The sequence below is a fragment of the Psychrobacter sp. AOP3-A1-26 genome (assembly GCF_052378235.1).
Lineage (GTDB): Bacteria > Pseudomonadota > Gammaproteobacteria > Pseudomonadales > Moraxellaceae > Psychrobacter.
Genome location: NZ_JBQSXN010000066.1, coordinates 1 through 17,249 on the forward strand (window position 1 = coordinate 1; position 17,249 = coordinate 17,249).

Genomic DNA, 17,249 nt, shown 5'->3' on the forward strand with positions numbered 1-17,249 from the left:
ATAGGATATTCAATCAAAGCCCATATCGGCTTTTTTATTTGCGCTAATTTATCACTTCCCTTTAGCAAACACATTATTACTTACCCAACAATCTATTGTGCACAAAAAAACCGCCTATTAAGGAATAAGCGGTTTGTATACGTTTATTGAATGAACATGCACTATAAAACAGTTATTAAAATTATTTTTCAGATTTGGCTTTTAAGGTTGTGACGATACCTGATAAAGCGTAGATAATACCAATCGCTAAAATACCGACAGGTATGTCATAAAGTACGATACTCATCACTAAAACGCCAATAATAAGCACCACGAAAGGTACTTTCTTTTTATCAAACTCTTTAAAGCTATAGTATTTAACGTTACTGACCATCAGCAAACCACAGATGACTACCCAAGCGGCGAATAAAAACATAACCGCCGTATCGTATTGTCCAATCCATTGATTGTGATCGACCGCGACCATAACAGCAGAAGTAACCAAAATAGCCGCGAGCGGACTGGCCAAACCGACGAAATACTTTTTGTCTACTTCACCAATCTGTACATTAAATCGTGCTAAGCGGAAAGCACCGCAAGCGGTGAAGACGAATGCACAGCCAAGACCAATACGTCCTAACGGCTCTAGCGCAAAACTATAAATCAAAATAGCAGGGGCAATACCAAACGCTAACATATCTGCTAAAGAATCATACTGCTCACCAAATGGGCTTTGCGCATTGAGCATACGGGCAACCCGTCCATCTGCGCCGTCAAGAATGGCAGATAAGAAAATGGCTAAAGAAGCCTTATAAAATTCACCTTGGGTACTGGCTAAAATCGAATAAAAACCTGACAGTAATGATAACGTGGTAATCAAGTTGGGCGCTAAATAGACACCGCGACTGACCACCCGTTTGCCTTCGGCAACCTCTGCCTCAATCACCTCAAAAGTCAAACCATCATAGCCCTTGTTATCGGCTAAGCGAATACTAAACTCATGGTCATCAACGAAAGGTGGCTGAGTTGAAGCACTGTCTTGTAACGCTTCATCGTTTAGAGGGTCATTTGATTGATAATTTGACTGGCTGTTGGGTGGTTGTATATTAGTCATCTCACTATCCTTATTTGTCGACATAATTATTCGCCGACTAGCCAGCGCACATTGGTCGCGCTATCAGGCGTTAAGTCTGGAGCATCAGCTACTTTTAGCGCAGGCTGTAAGAAACGTAGTATCTCACGCGCATGATTGTCAAACTGCCAAGGTGGATTGATAACCAATAAACCCGTGCCGTTAAGACCAACGGCCACATCGTTTGGATAAATATTTAGCTCACAAACCAGCTGGCGGCGCATTTCAGTACGCTTAAGCTTTTTATAAAATAGCTCAACGGCTTCGATGTTCTTAATTGGAAACCAAAGCGCATAAGTACCTTGCGGCCATTTATTATAAGAAGCGACTAACAGGTCGATCAAACGGGTAAAGTCTTTATGCTCTTGCTCATAAGGAGGATCAAGAAAAATCAGACCGCGCTTTTCTTTGGGCGGAATGACCGCAGTAATACCTTCAAAGGCGTCACGATGGTGAATACCAATCGGCAATTTATGCAGCTGATAATTTAACGCATCATATTCGCTGGCTTTGGCTTCAAACGCTTCACCGCGTACGCCAGCGTCTGGCTGTTTGACCAAGCTATTCTCTATATGATGGGCAATCCACCAAGGAGAGCCAGGGTAGACTTTGCTATCATAGGTAAAGCGCGCTTGCTTGATACCTTCTATATACTCTTTGATAGCGGCAGGGGCTTTATCCATATCTGCATTTAGCAAAGCTTGAATACCACCTTTGGCCTCGCCCGTTTTGCGCGACTCTTCACTGCTCAGTGAATACAGTCCACGGCCGCCATAAGCGTCAAGCACATAAAAAGGTTTGTTTTTTTGCCCCAATTGATTGAGCAGTTGTACCAATAAAATGTGTTTAACCACATCAGCAAAGTTACCAGCGTGGTAGGCGTGTTTATAGTTCATAATCTCAAAATTTTAAATAAGAAAAATTGCATCTATGGTAGCATAGGCAGAAGAAAAGATAACGATGGTTTTGGTAAAAAGATATTGATTGGCTGTGTATTGATAAGCGATTGACAACGGCGAGACGAAATGACGAAGATTATTAGCAATCTTGATGTGACAAAGTTGGTGGTCGATAATCCGATAGGTAAAGATAACCCTCCTTTACTGTTCCCGCATGATGACGATGTTAGCCAAAAGCCACCAACCCAACATGAATTGCAGCCATCTGACTTTGAGATACAGTGGCAAGACAGGCTGACTGATAAGCAGCTGGATAAATTGGTCAATGATGGTTGGTTAATTATTGACGATGTGTTTGAAAGTAATGCATTATTAGCCTTACAAGCAGAAAGCGGTTTTATTGATTACCGTGATGCCCAGCTAGCGGCAGGGATTCGCGTCAGCGATATTCGTGGTGATAAAATCCGCTGGATTACCGAAAACTTCTTTGCTGGCTATTACTATTTGCAAAGTATTAATGCGCTTGCGGCTTTATTTAATCGCAGTTTGTTCGCCGGTATTCGCTATAGTGAGGCGCATTATGCCTGCTACCCCAATGGTTTTGGTTATCAGTGGCATAGTGACAATCCTGCTGGGCGTGATGAGCGGGTTATCTCGGCGGTATTTTATCTCAATGATGATTGGTCAGCCAATGATGGCGGCGCATTAGAAATCGTCGATAAACACGGCATTCATCATAATGTGATGCCTGTTGCTAATCGACTGATAATATTTGATAGCGACCTCCAGCATCAAGTACAAATTGCCCATCGCCAACGTTACTCTATCGCCACTTGGATGCGCCGTGATGATCTTATACCCTTTATCAACGAACCCGCTTGATACCAAAATCCCTCCTATTCACGCGCATTTATCGTTGCAATTTATCATATAAAAGGTTTACTCATGTCTGAGACGGATAATCAAACAACGGCTCGTCAACAGGCGACCTATCAACAACAAACCTTAGACTTAAGTATCACCCTACTCGAACGCCCTTCAGTCACTCCAGATGACGATGGTTGCCAAGATATATTATCAAAACGATTAGAGCAGGCAGGATTTGCCTGTGAGTTTATGTATTTTGGTGATAAACAAGCAAAAGGCGAACATACTGAAGTCAAAAATCTATGGGCGCGGCGTGGAAAAGGCAATCCAGTGATTTGCTTCGCGGGACATACCGATGTGGTGCCAACAGGCGACGTAAACAATTGGACCTATCCGCCATTTACCCCGACTATTGCAGATGGTTATCTGTGGGCGCGCGGTGCCGCTGATATGAAAACGGGGATTGCCGCCTTTACTATCGCGGCTGAGCGTTTTGTGAGCAATTACCCTAAGCATAATGGCTCGATTGCCTTTTTGATTACCGCCGATGAAGAAGGCCCATCAATTAATGGTACGGTCAAAGTAATAGAAGCATTAGAAGCGCGTCAAGAAAAAATCACTTATTGCCTCGTTGGTGAACCATCAAGTACCGATACGCTGGGCGATGTCATTAAAAATGGTCGCCGTGGTTCATTGGGTGCAGTACTTACCGTCAGTGGTAAACAAGGTCATGTCGCCTACCCACATTTGGCAAGTAACCCTATCCATGCCACCATGTCAGCATTAGCAGAATTGACAGACGCTACTTGGGATACTGGCAATGATTACTTCCCTGCAACGTCGCTGCAAATTTCAAATATAAATAGTGGAACAGGTGCGACCAACGTCATACCTGAAACTTTAAAAGTCATATTTAACTTTCGCTTTTCAACAGAAACGAGCGAAGATGAGCTCAAAACAAAAACCCATGCTATTTTCGATAAGCACTTCAAAGCCAGTGAGTTTTTAGAAAATAAAGCCAGTTATGCGATTGATTGGAAGTTATCTGGTCTGCCATTTTTGACCGCAAAAGGTAAATTGGTCGCCGCCTGTCAGCGTGCGATTAAATCTGTCACGGGTACAGAAACCACTTTATCCACCTCAGGTGGGACGTCGGACGGACGATTTATCGCTCCGACAGGTGCGCAAGTGGTTGAGTTGGGCGTGCGTAATGCCACAATTCATCAGGTCGATGAAAAAGTAGAAATAGATGACTTGGGAAGATTGGCGCAGATTTATGAGAAAATTTTGGAAGGGTTGTTGTTGGATTAATTATCATCAATAAAAGCAAAAAGCGCCAATTCTGTATCAGATGGCGCTTTTTATGATTTAGCGTTTAGCAGTTGTTTATATTATTCAATACCAACATACAGATCAACTTGACCGTACTCTAGATTTCCACCGATATAATGCTCAAAATCGACGTTGTAAGTTCGTGTATGCGCGCAACTTGAATCATGGAAGTATTCCCAAGCCTTTTCCCACGCGTTCATTACCGTATTAGGCATTCTACCTTCTTCAGAAAACACCATATACTTACCAGCAGGAATAGTGACTGTTACGACATCGCTATCATGAGCGGCACTAAGAATACTCTCAGCACTAAGGAGGTTCACACCCTCTCCTTCTGCTTGCTCGTTCTCTACCTTCCAACTCGCTACCACATCGAAGGCACCGACTAAATCCTCGCTTTCATAGTTATGGTAAACCCCGTAAATATCTTCACCCTCAGCAAGATGGCTGACATGATTTTGATAAAACTTTTGCCATAATCGACCTAGCTTAGCGGTATCGTGGCTAATTTCTGCGTTATTAGTAGTGCGAACACTGATACCTTTAAAGTCTTGCGCTTCGGTCAGCTCTTTAATTTGTGCAGTCATGATGCAGCTTGTCCTATATGTTTATGCGATTAGTTATTTAAAATAATGCTTAAAACGCTTAACGTTGCAGCGTTAACCTAATCCGCCTCATCAATCCAATTCATTTGAATCGCTTCTAAGATGCCTTCGTTTGACTTTTGTGGGTCATCATCAAAGCCTTCAAGCTCGGTCACCCAGCGGTGCAAATCGGTAAAGCGTATATACTGTGGATCGGTTTCTGGAAATTTTTCATACAGCTCAATGGCGATATCTAAGCTGTCTGTCCATTTTAACTTTTGCGGGATCATAGTGGCTCCTAAATTTTTAATTATTTTCGTAAAATAGTATTATAAAATAGTTCAGCCCCATCCTATCAAAGTTTATCAAATGATTATAGCCAAGTTCGTTATGCTGTCACTGATGACTAAGCCGATTTAACCGCTACTTGATGCTTGTTCCACGAATTAATAACCTCATTTAATTGCTCTCCTGTCATGTCCAAAATTGCTGGCAAACACTTACCTTTTTTATCAGTCAAAACAAACTTAGTCATACCCACACCCATTAATTGATTTTTGACAAAGAAACGCGTTTCAAAATAGACGTATTTATTATCCCAGCCAACAAGCGTGCTATTTACGGTCATTTTATCCAGAAACTTAATTTCTTTGAGGTAGATCATCTCTTGCATAGCGATAATCCAGCCTAAGTTTTTGATGCCTTTTTTATGACAGCACGACATGAGCCAATTAGTGATGTTTAATTCTATAAAAGATAAGTAGCGATAATTTGGCAAATGATCTCGAAAGCCCATGTCATGCGGTAGTATTCGATAATGACGCACCGTTGGTGTCATCAAGGTTTCTACACTAAGATGTTCGCTAACTGCCTGCTGGTTGAGTTGTTGTTTGAGCAAACTGGTCATAATAAAAAAACGTAGTAACATATTCATAAAGGACTCTCTTGTTTAGTCTTATTTATAATTAGTGATTGTATAGAAAACATGGATACTACAAATTCTGATACCAAGCCCCTAAAAGCGGCATACTGTAACGCAAAAAAAGCCACCGCAGTGACTTTTTACACAAAGACTTTTTATACATTATCGTTTAGCTATCATATAGTTGATTCACTGTAAAACCGATACGAGTGCTACCAACGTATCGATTTTCTGTAGAACTAACTACAATACTAGAGATTAATGAGCACCATTAATACTACGTACCATCTCTTCAACCATCTTCTTGGCATCACCAAAGATCATCATGGTTTTGTCCATATAGAACAAGCTGTTATCAAGCCCTGCATAACCCGTATTCATCGAGCGCTTAATCACCATCACCGTTTGGGCTTTGCTGGCCTCTAGAATAGGCATCCCAAAGATTGGCGACGACGGATCATCTTTCGCAGAGGGGTTGACCACATCGTTTGCGCCGATAACCAACACCACATCGGTACTGGCAAAGTCTGAGTTAATTTCATCCATCTCAAGAATATCATCGTAAGGCACATCCGCTTCCGCCAATAATACGTTCATATGTCCTGGCATACGACCAGCAACCGGATGAATGGCAAAGCGTACATTGACGCCTTCTTCTTTTAACAGCTCATACAGCTCTTTGACCGCATTTTGTGCGCGGCCTTGCGCCATACCATAACCGGGGACAATCACCACGTTGCTGGCATTGGACATCAAGAACCCAGCATCTTCTGCTGACCCTGCTTTGTAGTTCTTCGGTGCGCCATCATCTGCGCCTGCGGCGACGGCTGACGTACCCATACCGCCGAACAAGACGTTCAGTAATGAGCGATTCATGGCTTTACACATGATGTAAGATAAAATCGCCCCTGATGAACCGACCAGCGAACCGGCGATAATCAGCATCGAGTTGCCAAGGGTAAAACCAATACCAGCTGCTGCCCACCCTGAGAACGAGTTCAATAACGACACCACCACGGGCATATCACCGCCACCGATTGGGGCAATCCACATCCAGCCAAAGATGACCGCAATCACTGCCATGGCATAAAACGCGGGTAATGAATCGGTGACAAAATAGACGCCCCCGAAGCCAATCATCGCAATAAACAATAATGCTTGTACCGGCTTTACCCAGCCGCCGACCAAGGTCTTCGCCCAGCTTTTCGCTGCCAATTTACCAAAGGCAAAAACCGACGCTGAGAAAGTAATCGCACCGATAAAGCAACCGATAAACAATTCGACACGGGCCACTGTGCCATGCTGTTGCTCCGTATGCAGTACGGTTGCCAAGGCAATCGCCACTGCTGCCAAACCAACGAATGAATGCATCAAGGCGACGGTTTCTGGCATTTGAGTCATGGCAACAGTTTTTGCCTTCCACATGCCGACAATAGCTCCTAGTACCATGGCTCCAATAATCAACCAAAGGACGGGACCTTCGGCTAAGAAGAATGTCGTGGCGACGGCAATCGCCATGGCAACCATACCCAAGCGGTTACCGCGAATCGCTGTCTTTGGGCTAGATAAACCACGCAGGGTTAAGACAAAAAGAATGGCGCCAATTAAGTAGAACCAATCAGCATTAGCAGAAATCATATTGGTTAAATCACTCATGCGTCGCCTCCATTCTCAGTCGTCCCAGTTTCAAGTGCCGGTGCTTTTTTCGGTTTTGGTTTAAACATGGCCAGCATCCGCTCGGTCACCGCAAAACCACCAAAGATATTGATACTGGCTAAAAATACCGCAAAAGCGCCAAGCAAACTGGTTGGGGTAAATACTGACCCATCAATGTTAACGGTTTGGAGCATCGCACCGACGATGACAATACTCGATAAGGCGTTGGTCACCGCCATCAATGGCGTATGTAATGCTGGGGTCACGCCCCAAACGACGTAATATCCCACAAAAATAGCAAGTACAAATACGGTAAAAATCGCGACAAATGGGGTGCTACTCATGGCGGCACCACTGGGTGCTGCCGCTAAAATAGTGGCAATCATCTTATCCTCCTAAAAATTGTTTCGTGTCTGGCGAATGTATGACAATGGAATGGTTGAGACTCAAAGCTTAAAATATAAAGGGTAAGGCTTAGCGTTTAGCCAGACGTACTTGATTGTCATGGGTCACGGCTAATGCACCCTGAATCTCATCTTCCATGTCTAGGTTGAGTGCCAGTTGAGTTGCTGAGGCATCGTCTGTCGCGGCAGGCGCCATTAAGGTGGTGATAAAATTGACCAGGTTGTTGGCATATAAGTCTGAGGACTGTGCCGCCAGCATGGATGGAATGTTGGCGGCTCCGACGATACGTACGCCGTTGCCGGTAGTGATGGTCTCATTAGGGACGCTGCCTTCGACGTTACCGCCTGTTCCAGCTGCCATATCAATCAGTACAGACCCTGCCTTCATTTTATCTAGCGTGGTTTTATGTACTAATCGTGGGGCTTGGCGACCAGGGATTTGTGCCGTGGTGATGACGATATCCGCATTGGTTAAGGCTTTGTCGACGACAGCCGCTTGGTCTTTGACATATTGTTCTGATGGCGTCCACGCATAGCCGCCTGTAGACTTAGCGGTCTCAGCTTCCTCGGCACTCATCGGCACATCAAGCCATTTACCCCCTAATGACTCTACTTGTTCGCGAGCGGTCGGACGCAAGTCGCTGGCTTCAACGACGGCGCCTAAACGTTTGGCGGTGGCAATGGCTTGTAGACCTGCCACACCAACGCCTAAGATGACCACTTTGGCAGGCTTAACGGTTCCCGCTGAGGTCATAAACATGGGAAACGGACGCGAGTATTCATTGGCGGCGAGCAATACCGCTTTGTAACCGGCAAGGTTGGCTTGTGAGGATAAGACATCCATATTCTGCGCCCGTGATAAGGTGCGCGGCAACAGCTCCATGGCAAAGGCGGTGGCACCTTTGGCCGCATAGCTATCAAGCTGAGTATTACGATACGGGTCGAGCATGCCGATGACAATTTGACCAGAGGTTAGGCTATCCGTTACCGCTGTTGGTAGATCATTGACGGTGGTAATAATTTGCGACTGGGTGACGACGTCGGTACTACTGTTGGCAATGTCAGCTCCAGCCGCTTGATACAATTCATCAGCATAATAGGCGGCTTGACCGGCACCTGTCTGGATGACGACTTCAAATCCAAGTTTACGTAATTTCTTTACTGCGTCTGGGGTGAGCGCGACCCGACTTTCATTTGCGCTATCTGCACTAATAACACCGATCTTCATACCGTCTCCTTACGTCTAATGACTATGCTTATGACTACTTTTTAACACCCTCAACTCACATCTAAAAAGTACAGGGGACAAAAAAATCTTTGGTCTCTGTTGGTTCAGGATTTAAGACCAAAGATTATCAAATTAATAAATGATAGCGACTTTGCCATCACGCCTTTTTATTATAAAGATATCATCCGCTAACTTTCATTGCCTAATGATGACCCACAAGTAAAATAAAAAGTTGGGTACTTACACCATCCCCATAACTTTTATTGTTATATTAAAAACTTTTGTTTTTCATAACTCATTTAATTCCTGTAAGCTGCTAGCATATAAATATACACGCAAAATTTACAATATTGACATATTTATATGCTAATAATTGAAATTACAAAACGGTTATCACTAAGTCAAGGTAAACTTGTAGATGACCTATAATAAGCAGGTTGGACACTATATAGTGATAGTTATTGATTCATTATAATAAGGAATAACGATGTATTTTTTACTCTCCCCTGCCAAATCTCTAAATGAGACAGAGGCTATCCCTGTAAATCTAGGTAACTACTATAGTCAGCCTGAGCTGATTGAACACTCGCAAACCCTGATGAAAAACTTGAAATCGAAAGAACCGATTGACTTACAAGAGCTAATGAGCATTTCTGATGATTTAGCCCAGCTCAATGCCAAGCGTAATCAAGACTGGGCTTGGAGTGATAATGAACCCTTCACGGACGATGCCTCTGGTAATACCGCCAAAGCTGCGGGTTATTTGTTTGATGGCGATGTCTATACAGGTCTTGATATGTATGGCATGGATAAGGACACGGCTATTTACGTCAATGAGCATTTGGGGATTCTGTCAGGGCTGTATGGTGTGCTCAAACCGCTCGACTTAATACAGCCGTATCGACTTGAGATGGGCACCAAGCTCAAAAATGAGCGTGGGGATAATCTATATGAATTTTGGGGTGAAGAAGTGACCAATACTATCAATTTGCGCATGGCTATGGCTGATAGCGATGATAAAGTACTGGTAAATTTAGCTTCTAACGAGTATTTTAAATCTGTAAAGAAAAAGGCGCTACATGCAGAAATTATCACGCCACGGTTTGAAGATGAAAAAAATGGCACGTATAAAGTGATTAGCTTTTATGCCAAAAAAGCACGTGGACTGATGGTGAAATATGCCGCGGACAATAAGCTGACCAAGGCAGAGCAGCTTAAGAAGTTTGATTTGGCAGGATATTATTATTGTGCGGAGGCGTCTGATGATAAAACGTGGACGTTTAGACGCGATGAAGCGAATCAGTATAGTTAAAATACTTTAAAAACGCTACGATACTGCGGGTATAGTTTTTTTGCAGCCTCTGTCTGCGTAGGCACAGCAAGCAAGAAAAAACGGTACCTGCAGTACGTGATGTAGCAATATTGCTTCTCACTGACTATAGTTTTTAAAAGATAGATCTAATTTGCATAAAAAACCCCGATAAGCCAAAGCCTATCGGGGTTTTATTTAAACTAGGTTTAACAAGCATTTATGGTTTGACTAAAGCAGTACGATTAGGCGACCGAGTAAAGATTGTACATCACGTACATCGAACGAGGTCAACAACATCGTACAAATTCAGTCGAGGCATAAACTACATCATGCCGCCCATTCCACCCATACCGCCCATTCCACCAGCACCGCCGCCCATAGCAGCCATACCGTCATCACTTTGCGGTAAATCAGTAATCATGACTTCAGTAGTAAGCATGAGGCCGGCTACAGATGCCGCGTTTTCTAGCGCTGAACGAGCTACTTTTGCTGGGTCAAGAATACCCATGTCAAGCATATCGCCGTATTCGCCAGAAGCCGCGTTGTAACCATAGTTGCCGCTACCACTCTTCACTTCGTTAACCACAACTGACGCTTCTTCGCCTGAGTTGGTCACGATTTGACGCAGTGGTGCTTCCATCGCGCGACGTAAGATATTGATACCGGCGTTTTGGTCGTCGTTATCACCACGTAGCTCAGACAATGCATTCATCGCACGAACTAGCGCAACACCACCACCAGGCACAACGCCTTCTTCGACCGCTGCACGAGTCGCATGTAGCGCATCATCAACACGATCTTTTTTCTCTTTCATTTCAGTTTCAGTCGCCGCGCCAACTTTGATAACGGCAACGCCGCCAGCCAGTTTCGCCATACGCTCTTGAAGCTTTTCTTTATCGTAGTCAGACGTTGATTCTTCAACTTGACGTTTGATAGATTCAACACGGTTTTCAATATCAGCGGTGTTGCCAGCGCCATCAACGATTACGGTGTTTTCTTTACCGACAGTGACTTTCTTAGCGGTACCCAATTGCTCAAGGGTCGCATTTTCTAGGCTTAGGCCAATCTCTTCAGAGATAACCGTGCCGCCCGTTAGCGTTGCGATATCTTCTAGCATCGCTTTACGACGATCGCCAAAACCTGGTGCTTTTACCGCACAAGTTTTTAAGCCGCCGCGCATGTTGTTGACAACCAATGTCGCTAGTGCTTCGTTTTCGACGTCTTCAGCAATAATCAACAACGGCTTGCTTTGTTGCATCACTTGCTCAAGTAATGGCACGATTTCACGGATATTGCTGATTTTTTTGTCAACCAATAAGATATATGGGTTTTCAAACTCAGCGGTTAAGCTGTCTTGCTTATTAGCAAAGTAAGGGCTGATATAACCACGGTCAAACTGCATACCTTCTACAACTTCTAAGGTATCTTCAAAGCTTGAACCTTCTTCCACGGTAATCACACCTTGCTTACCGACTTTTTGCATCGCTTGGGCAATCAGCTCACCGATTTTGGTGTCTGAGTTGGCAGAGATAGAACCTACTTGAGCGATTGCTTTTGAATCGTCCGCTGGGGTCGATAATTCATGGATTTGCTCAACCGCTGCACGAACGGCTTTATCGATGCCGCGTTTTAGATCCATCGGGTTCATGCCAGCAGCAACTGATTTCATGCCTTCTTGCAAGATTGATTGCGCCAATACGGTCGCTGTGGTTGTACCATCACCAGCAACATCGTTGGTGCGGCTAGCAACTTCACGAACCAATTGCGCGCCCATGTTTTCAAACTTGTTTTCAAGTTCGATTTCTTTGGCAACCGAAACACCATCTTTAGTGATGGTTGGCGCGCCAAAAGATTTATCAATTACCACGTTACGACCTTTAGGGCCTAACGTTACTTTTACCGCGTTTGCTAGAACGTTTACGCCGTCCATCATTTGTTTACGGGCATCAATGCCGAATTTTACGTCTTTTGCCATGTTAAATTACTCCACTATTATAAGTATGAGAATGCAATTGAATGAGTTGATTTAGTATTGTTATAAATATGCTGAGTATAGAAACACTCAAAAAGGACTAGCCTTCTAGCACACCCAATACATCAGCTTCTTTCATAATAAGTAGCTCTTCGCCGTCAACTTTCACGGTTTGACCAGCATATTGACCGAACAAAACTTTGTCGCCAGCTTTTACATCTAACGCGCGAGTTTCACCGTTGTCACGAATCTGACCGTTACCAGTTGCGAGCACTTCACCTTGTGAAGGCTTTTCTTGCGCAGAACCAGGAAGCAAGATACCACCAGCCGTTTTTGTTTCTTCTTCTATGCGGCGGACAACAATACGATCATGTAAAGGACGAATATTCATCAATATGTCTCCAATAAGTTAATTGTTTAAATGAAAAATTTATTTGGTTTGATTGTCTCAATACTTATCTTTTAAAAGCTGTTTTCTAGAAACCTTGTAATAAAGATAAGCGTCGAGCTTGTTTCAAAAAGTGGGGGCATGGACAGTACGCTTCAAGTGTAAAGCCCAAAAATTTACAAGAATTTTTCAATTGATAGCATGTTTATCTGTAAGCGAGACGAGATTGCTTACAAGGTCCAAAAATAGAGCCATTAATGCGCGTATACAATCCATCATAAGACTATATAAGAAATAGCGCTATTGACTCTACATATCAGCTATTTTACTCGCTGTTTTTTACTCAATTTACAGCAAGTTACTCAGAGTAATAGCGGTATCTCGTTCAGTAACATCAGCTACAAGAGCCACACGTCAGCGTATGGCTCTCCTCTTGAAAATGTAACATTGTATAACCATTATAGTCTGTGAGACCATAACAACACTTATAAAACAATCGTTACTACCATTCAAAATTATCTTATAGGCTATCTATATACTGGTAAGCTATTTATCTAAATTGTTTAAGGAATATCCATGAGTTTTTTATCAATGAAGCAAAAATCAATCAGTGCTGACTCTAATAACACCAAGCCTTATAAATCTAAATTTTTAACCGCTTTAACCACTGGCGCCAGCATTGCTGCTATCGGAGTTTTGAGTATGACCGCACCTACCCTTGCCAGCGCAAAAAACATTGAACCTTCAAGCACCAACTATAGCTTTACCGTCGAAGATAAATATAAAGGTATTGCCACGCGTACCTTAAACAAATCAGGTAATACCTGGAAATATAATGTCAATGCACGTGTGGCAGGTGTCGCAACGGCGTCACAAAACAGCACCTTTACCATAAATGGTAATAATGTTAGCCCAACCCAAGCCAGTACCACTTATAAACTATTGGGTATCGGTCGAACCCATAAACTGGACTTTAACCCGAGTAGCAAAAAAGTCGTGAGTAACTATAAAGGCAAATCGACTACCATGAATATGGCGCAACAAGCCTTTGATGACTTGAGTTTAGAAGTACAAATTCGCCAAGATTTATTGAATGGTAAATTCTCTGGTAATTACTACATGGCGAAAAAAGACAAAATTGAGAAAACACCCTTTAAAAAATCGGGTAATACTAAAATTACCGTACCAGCAGGAACATTTGATACCGTGCGTGTCGACCGTATCCATGATGACAACAGCCGCTCTACCAGTTTTTGGCTGGCACCAAGCTTAGATTACTTACCCGTTAAAGTCAGCCAAATTAATGATGGCAAAAAAATGGATCTAGAATTAACCAAGCTTAATTAATAGACCTGTCTGTAAAAAGCAGGATATCTAAAAATGCATTTCATGATAAAAAGCGGCGCTCTAATTAGAGCGCCGCTTTTTTATTTTAATATTATTTATGAGTAGTGAATGAAACCGCTAACGTGAACGCGGTTGTTTGACGACGTTATTCATCGACGGCAGACGCTTCAATAAAACAAACAACCAGACATTGATGGCAAACAATAGAAGGAAGTCCAGCAGATAAACCACTATCTCAGCCCAACTACTGCCATAAGCACGGGTAAACAGTACCACACCACTCGCACCCAAATAAACCAAGGTAAACATACTGCCTATCAATAGCGCATAGGGCGAACGTCCACGTAATATCGACGGCGTTAAGACAAACGCTGGTACCAACCATAGCGCTTGCCAAGCGATGCCGCCCACTATATCTGGGCTGCTAGTATTAAAAATGTTTATTAAAATAGGCAGAGCTATTAATCTAAAAGCCAGCCAGACCAACCAAGTGACCATTAAACGCTGGCGGATGGGCGCGATAGGCTTACTGGGTTTAACGAGTTTGCCAGTGTTGGTAGCAGGTGTTTGATCGGAACGATCAGAAGTATTTGGCATGAGAGAGCTATCTTTCCTTATCAATAAAACTGCTTAGCGCCAATTTGCTTGGACTAACGCTTTGGCACTAATGGCTAAGCGACGCCCTTGAGCAATGGCCAGTTCACGCTCATCAGCAGACACCGCCTGATCATGTGCAGCACCGCTGACGTGGCTTGCCCCATAAGGCGATCCACCACGACTGGTACGATTGAGTGCGGGCTCAGCATATGGCACACCCACAATCATCATGCCGTGGTGCAATAGTGGCATCATCATCGTTAGTAGCGTCGTCTCTTGTCCACCATGCATCGAACCGGTGGCAGTAAATACAGCGGCGGGTTTATTTTGTAAATTACCGGCCAGCCACAATGTGACTGTATTGTCCCAAAAATACTTCATAGGTGCAGCCATGTTGCCAAAGTGCGTCGGACTACCAAGTGCTAAACCTAGACAGTCTTTTAAATCATCCATGGTGCAATATAAGTCGCCTTCATCAGGGATACTTGGCTTACTCGCGGTGGTTTCGGGCGCTACCGTCGGCACCGTACGAATACGAGCTGTCATGCCAGCATCTTCAATTCCTTGAGCGATAGCATAGGCTAATGTTTTTGTCGTACCATAATTTGAATAATAGAGCACCAAAACATAAGGGGCGGTCTGACTCATTAGCAAAACTTCCTCATAAAATTATTAACATAGTTTTCTGCAGCAACCTCTATGTCTTTGAGTCTTTGACGATGCCATAAACTTCAAGACACTACCTGTATCTGACAATTAGCTAGCAGCGTAGATATATGGGCACATTATGCCCGAGTCGTTCACTGACATGCAAACTGCCGCGCTATATATTATAGCGACTAACACTCTGTAAGCGATATCGCTATGCAATTCGACACAATTAAATGGCAGATGATAACGGCATATTTTTGTTACACTACTGTCACTCTAATACCTGCTAAATGGTCAATATGGAAAATCTATCTAAAAAAATCCCGTTTTTACAACAACGCTGGTTTCAGTTTTTACGATTCTTAGCTAGGCACTTTTTGGAAGACAATTGCCAACAAAAAGCCGCCTCGCTAACCTACACCACCATGCTATCGATTGTTCCTATATTGACCGTACTACTGATGATCCTTTCATCAGTACCAGCACTCGCTTCTGTCAGGGCACAGATTTATGAGGTAATCTATAATAACTTGCTGCCACAATCTAGTCTGCAAGTCAGTGAGTACATCAATAACTTCGCTGAAAAATCGTCTAACCTAACCATCATTGGTGCGATGGTGTTGTTTTTTACCACTATTATGACCTTGACGACCATTGAGCGTGCTTTTAACCAAATCTGGCGAGTAGAAGACCGTTCGGGTGGTATCAAAAGCATGCTGCGCTACTGGACTATCGTTACTTTAGGGCCACTGGTGTTAGGTACAGCATTCATCGCCTCCAGTGCGGTACAAAGCTTAAGCTTTTTAAATCAACAAATCGCAGGCTACGGTATTGATTGGTCTTTTTGGGTACAAGCAGTATCGATTGGTATCACCGTCGCTGGATTTATTGGCATGTATTGGTTTATCCCTAAAGCACGCGTACCCGTAAAAAATGCTGCGATCGCTGGATTATTTGTCGCCATTGTATTTGAGCTGATGAAGCATCTGTTTGGTACGGTAATGGCCAACTTTACCAGTTATGAAGCTATTTACGGGGCTTTTGCCGCGCTGCCCATATTTTTATTATGGATTTATTTATCATGGAATCTTATTCTATTGGGCGTTGAAATTAGCTATACCCTCACTATTTTTGAAACTGAAGAGGTCTATCCTCGCCACCCATTACTCAGCTTATTAGACATGCTAAACCTACTGTACACCCATCATCTAAAAGGTGAGGCTGTCAGCGAACCAGCACTGCGTAGTGTATTGGGGCGCAAAGAGCTGCCGAAGTGGTATACCTATATTAACTACCTACAAGACAGCAATCTCATTACCATGACTGAAAATGATGATTATGTCCTCAAAAAAGACTTAGGCAATATGACCTTATGGGATTTTTATCGCACCCTACCCTATCCTCTACCGATTAAGGATGAACTTGATGAGATGAATCCCGAAGACCAAAAACCTTGGCTCAGTTTATTGATCAATCGGTTTGAAAATACGGAAGCCTACGCTAAAGAGCAATTAAATATCCCATTGAATACTATTTTTGCCAATAGTGAACCACGTAAAAAACCAGACGATGAAAAATTGGGTTTTGGCAAACATGGTAAATCAAAATTTTTTAGAAATTCTGGTTTAGCGACACCCAGTCATTTGTCTAAAAACCATTTAGAGACAGATAACCACACACCGCGCTTTGATCCCATGACTTATGATAAAGACAGCGACATAGAGTGCGATGATCGCAACAATGAAATCATTATTCCTCAAGATATCGGTGATGACTCTCATGCAAATCACCATAGAGTAAATAACAAAGACGCTATCATTACTGAGGCAGATAACCCAAAAGCGCACTAAGGCGTTAGAGATTAATTAAACTATAACGCATAACAAATAGTTTATCATAAGTACAAAAAATAAAATTATTGTTATAAACAACACAAATATCGTACATAATATTAACATAGCTGTTATATTGCCCCACAC

At 43.1% G+C, this 17,249-nt stretch carries 17 protein-coding genes; 5 read left to right on the forward strand and 12 right to left on the reverse strand.

The window, feature by feature from the left end; genetic code table 11:
* Window positions 1-181 precede the first annotated feature (181 nt).
* Both pssA and ACT3TU_RS10530 read right to left on the reverse strand, forming a co-directional pair.
* On the reverse strand, window positions 182-1,093 hold the full coding sequence (gene pssA, locus ACT3TU_RS10525) for a CDP-diacylglycerol--serine O-phosphatidyltransferase (protein WP_444784341.1): 912 nt from the start codon (window positions 1,091-1,093) through the stop codon (window positions 182-184).
* Between the two features lie 26 nt (window positions 1,094-1,119).
* The gene (locus tag ACT3TU_RS10530) at window positions 1,120-2,007 is read right to left on the reverse strand and encodes a 23S rRNA (adenine(2030)-N(6))-methyltransferase RlmJ (RefSeq protein WP_192529385.1); all 888 of its coding nucleotides are present in this window, start codon (window positions 2,005-2,007) and stop codon (window positions 1,120-1,122) included.
* A gap of 129 nt (window positions 2,008-2,136) precedes the next feature.
* Between ACT3TU_RS10530 and ACT3TU_RS10535 the strand changes: the two genes are divergently transcribed.
* On the forward strand, window positions 2,137-2,892 hold the full coding sequence (locus tag ACT3TU_RS10535; protein ID WP_444784342.1) for a 2OG-Fe(II) oxygenase: 756 nt from the start codon (window positions 2,137-2,139) through the stop codon (window positions 2,890-2,892).
* 63 nt (window positions 2,893-2,955) lie between these two features.
* Entirely contained in the window at window positions 2,956-4,188 is a 1,233-nt protein-coding gene (gene dapE, locus ACT3TU_RS10540; protein ID WP_444784343.1) for a succinyl-diaminopimelate desuccinylase, read from the forward strand.
* Window positions 4,189-4,268: 80 nt separating this feature from the next.
* Here dapE and ACT3TU_RS10545 read toward each other — a convergent pair whose 3' ends face one another.
* The 6 genes from ACT3TU_RS10545 to ACT3TU_RS10570 all read right to left on the reverse strand — a co-directional run bounded on the left by ACT3TU_RS10545 (window position 4,269) and on the right by ACT3TU_RS10570 (window position 9,003).
* Window positions 4,269-4,796 (reverse strand): GyrI-like domain-containing protein, encoded by a 528-nt coding sequence (locus ACT3TU_RS10545; RefSeq protein ID WP_444784344.1) that lies wholly within the window; start codon window positions 4,794-4,796, stop codon window positions 4,269-4,271.
* Between the two features lie 77 nt (window positions 4,797-4,873).
* Window positions 4,874-5,083: a Fe-S cluster assembly protein IscX gene (iscX, locus tag ACT3TU_RS10550; protein WP_010196865.1), complete on the reverse strand. Its 210-nt coding sequence runs from the start codon at window positions 5,081-5,083 to the stop codon at window positions 4,874-4,876.
* Between the two features lie 116 nt (window positions 5,084-5,199).
* Complete coding sequence (locus ACT3TU_RS10555) at window positions 5,200-5,727, reverse strand: acyl-CoA thioesterase (protein ID WP_444784345.1); 528 nt, start codon at window positions 5,725-5,727, stop codon at window positions 5,200-5,202.
* Window positions 5,728-5,973: 246 nt separating this feature from the next.
* Complete coding sequence (locus ACT3TU_RS10560; protein WP_444784349.1) at window positions 5,974-7,353, reverse strand: NAD(P)(+) transhydrogenase (Re/Si-specific) subunit beta; 1,380 nt, start codon at window positions 7,351-7,353, stop codon at window positions 5,974-5,976.
* Between the two features lie 14 nt (window positions 7,354-7,367).
* The gene (locus ACT3TU_RS10565) at window positions 7,368-7,715 is read right to left on the reverse strand and encodes a proton-translocating transhydrogenase family protein (RefSeq protein ID WP_444784350.1); all 348 of its coding nucleotides are present in this window, start codon (window positions 7,713-7,715) and stop codon (window positions 7,368-7,370) included.
* Between the two features lie 130 nt (window positions 7,716-7,845).
* Window positions 7,846-9,003: an NAD(P) transhydrogenase subunit alpha gene (locus tag ACT3TU_RS10570; RefSeq protein WP_444784346.1), complete on the reverse strand. Its 1,158-nt coding sequence runs from the start codon at window positions 9,001-9,003 to the stop codon at window positions 7,846-7,848.
* 487 nt (window positions 9,004-9,490) lie between these two features.
* On the opposite strand from ACT3TU_RS10570, the gene yaaA reads away from it, so the two are divergent.
* Complete coding sequence (yaaA, locus tag ACT3TU_RS10575; RefSeq protein WP_444784347.1) at window positions 9,491-10,315, forward strand: peroxide stress protein YaaA; 825 nt, start codon at window positions 9,491-9,493, stop codon at window positions 10,313-10,315.
* 322 nt (window positions 10,316-10,637) lie between these two features.
* On the opposite strand, the gene groL is transcribed toward yaaA, so the two are convergent.
* Entirely contained in the window at window positions 10,638-12,290 is a 1,653-nt protein-coding gene (groL, locus tag ACT3TU_RS10580; protein WP_192529377.1) for a chaperonin GroEL, read from the reverse strand.
* Between the two features lie 97 nt (window positions 12,291-12,387).
* The gene (locus tag ACT3TU_RS10585) at window positions 12,388-12,681 is read right to left on the reverse strand and encodes a co-chaperone GroES (RefSeq protein WP_192524420.1); all 294 of its coding nucleotides are present in this window, start codon (window positions 12,679-12,681) and stop codon (window positions 12,388-12,390) included.
* Between the two features lie 585 nt (window positions 12,682-13,266).
* Here ACT3TU_RS10585 and ACT3TU_RS10590 point away from each other — a divergent pair.
* Window positions 13,267-14,022 (forward strand): DUF3108 domain-containing protein, encoded by a 756-nt coding sequence (locus tag ACT3TU_RS10590; RefSeq protein WP_444784351.1) that lies wholly within the window; start codon window positions 13,267-13,269, stop codon window positions 14,020-14,022.
* Window positions 14,023-14,139: 117 nt separating this feature from the next.
* On the opposite strand, the gene ACT3TU_RS10595 is transcribed toward ACT3TU_RS10590, so the two are convergent.
* Together ACT3TU_RS10595 and wrbA are read right to left on the reverse strand one after the other, a co-directional pair.
* Complete coding sequence (locus tag ACT3TU_RS10595; RefSeq protein WP_444784348.1) at window positions 14,140-14,619, reverse strand: hypothetical protein; 480 nt, start codon at window positions 14,617-14,619, stop codon at window positions 14,140-14,142.
* A gap of 33 nt (window positions 14,620-14,652) precedes the next feature.
* Window positions 14,653-15,267, reverse strand: a complete 615-nt coding sequence (wrbA, locus tag ACT3TU_RS10600) for an NAD(P)H:quinone oxidoreductase (protein ID WP_192524418.1) — start codon at window positions 15,265-15,267, stop codon at window positions 14,653-14,655.
* A 302-nt stretch (window positions 15,268-15,569) separates the two neighbouring features.
* On the opposite strand from wrbA, the gene ACT3TU_RS10605 reads away from it, so the two are divergent.
* Complete coding sequence (locus ACT3TU_RS10605; RefSeq protein ID WP_192524417.1) at window positions 15,570-17,120, forward strand: YihY/virulence factor BrkB family protein; 1,551 nt, start codon at window positions 15,570-15,572, stop codon at window positions 17,118-17,120.
* The last annotated feature ends 129 nt before the right edge of the window (window positions 17,121-17,249 follow it).

Excerpts from the sequence above, each read along its gene's own strand:
- ACT3TU_RS10560 (WP_444784349.1), bottom strand. The coding sequence starts at position 7,353 with ATGATTTCTGCTAATGCTGATTGGTTCTACTTAATTGGCGCCATTCTT.
- ACT3TU_RS10555 (WP_444784345.1), bottom strand. The coding sequence starts at position 5,727 with ATGAATATGTTACTACGTTTTTTTATTATGACCAGTTTGCTCAAACAA.
- iscX (WP_010196865.1), bottom strand. The coding sequence starts at position 5,083 with ATGATCCCGCAAAAGTTAAAATGGACAGACAGCTTAGATATCGCCATT.
- dapE (WP_444784343.1), top strand. The coding sequence starts at position 2,956 with ATGTCTGAGACGGATAATCAAACAACGGCTCGTCAACAGGCGACCTAT.
- ACT3TU_RS10570 (WP_444784346.1), bottom strand. The coding sequence starts at position 9,003 with ATGAAGATCGGTGTTATTAGTGCAGATAGCGCAAATGAAAGTCGGGTC.
- ACT3TU_RS10605 (WP_192524417.1), top strand. The coding sequence starts at position 15,570 with ATGGAAAATCTATCTAAAAAAATCCCGTTTTTACAACAACGCTGGTTT.
- ACT3TU_RS10535 (WP_444784342.1), top strand. The coding sequence starts at position 2,137 with ATGACGAAGATTATTAGCAATCTTGATGTGACAAAGTTGGTGGTCGAT.
- ACT3TU_RS10545 (WP_444784344.1), bottom strand. The coding sequence starts at position 4,796 with ATGACTGCACAAATTAAAGAGCTGACCGAAGCGCAAGACTTTAAAGGT.
- yaaA (WP_444784347.1), top strand. The coding sequence starts at position 9,491 with ATGTATTTTTTACTCTCCCCTGCCAAATCTCTAAATGAGACAGAGGCT.
- ACT3TU_RS10595 (WP_444784348.1), bottom strand. The coding sequence starts at position 14,619 with ATGCCAAATACTTCTGATCGTTCCGATCAAACACCTGCTACCAACACT.
- groL (WP_192529377.1), bottom strand. The coding sequence starts at position 12,290 with ATGGCAAAAGACGTAAAATTCGGCATTGATGCCCGTAAACAAATGATG.
- wrbA (WP_192524418.1), bottom strand. The coding sequence starts at position 15,267 with ATGAGTCAGACCGCCCCTTATGTTTTGGTGCTCTATTATTCAAATTAT.
- ACT3TU_RS10530 (WP_192529385.1), bottom strand. The coding sequence starts at position 2,007 with ATGAACTATAAACACGCCTACCACGCTGGTAACTTTGCTGATGTGGTT.
- pssA (WP_444784341.1), bottom strand. The coding sequence starts at position 1,093 with ATGACTAATATACAACCACCCAACAGCCAGTCAAATTATCAATCAAAT.
- ACT3TU_RS10590 (WP_444784351.1), top strand. The coding sequence starts at position 13,267 with ATGAAGCAAAAATCAATCAGTGCTGACTCTAATAACACCAAGCCTTAT.
- ACT3TU_RS10565 (WP_444784350.1), bottom strand. The coding sequence starts at position 7,715 with ATGAGTAGCACCCCATTTGTCGCGATTTTTACCGTATTTGTACTTGCT.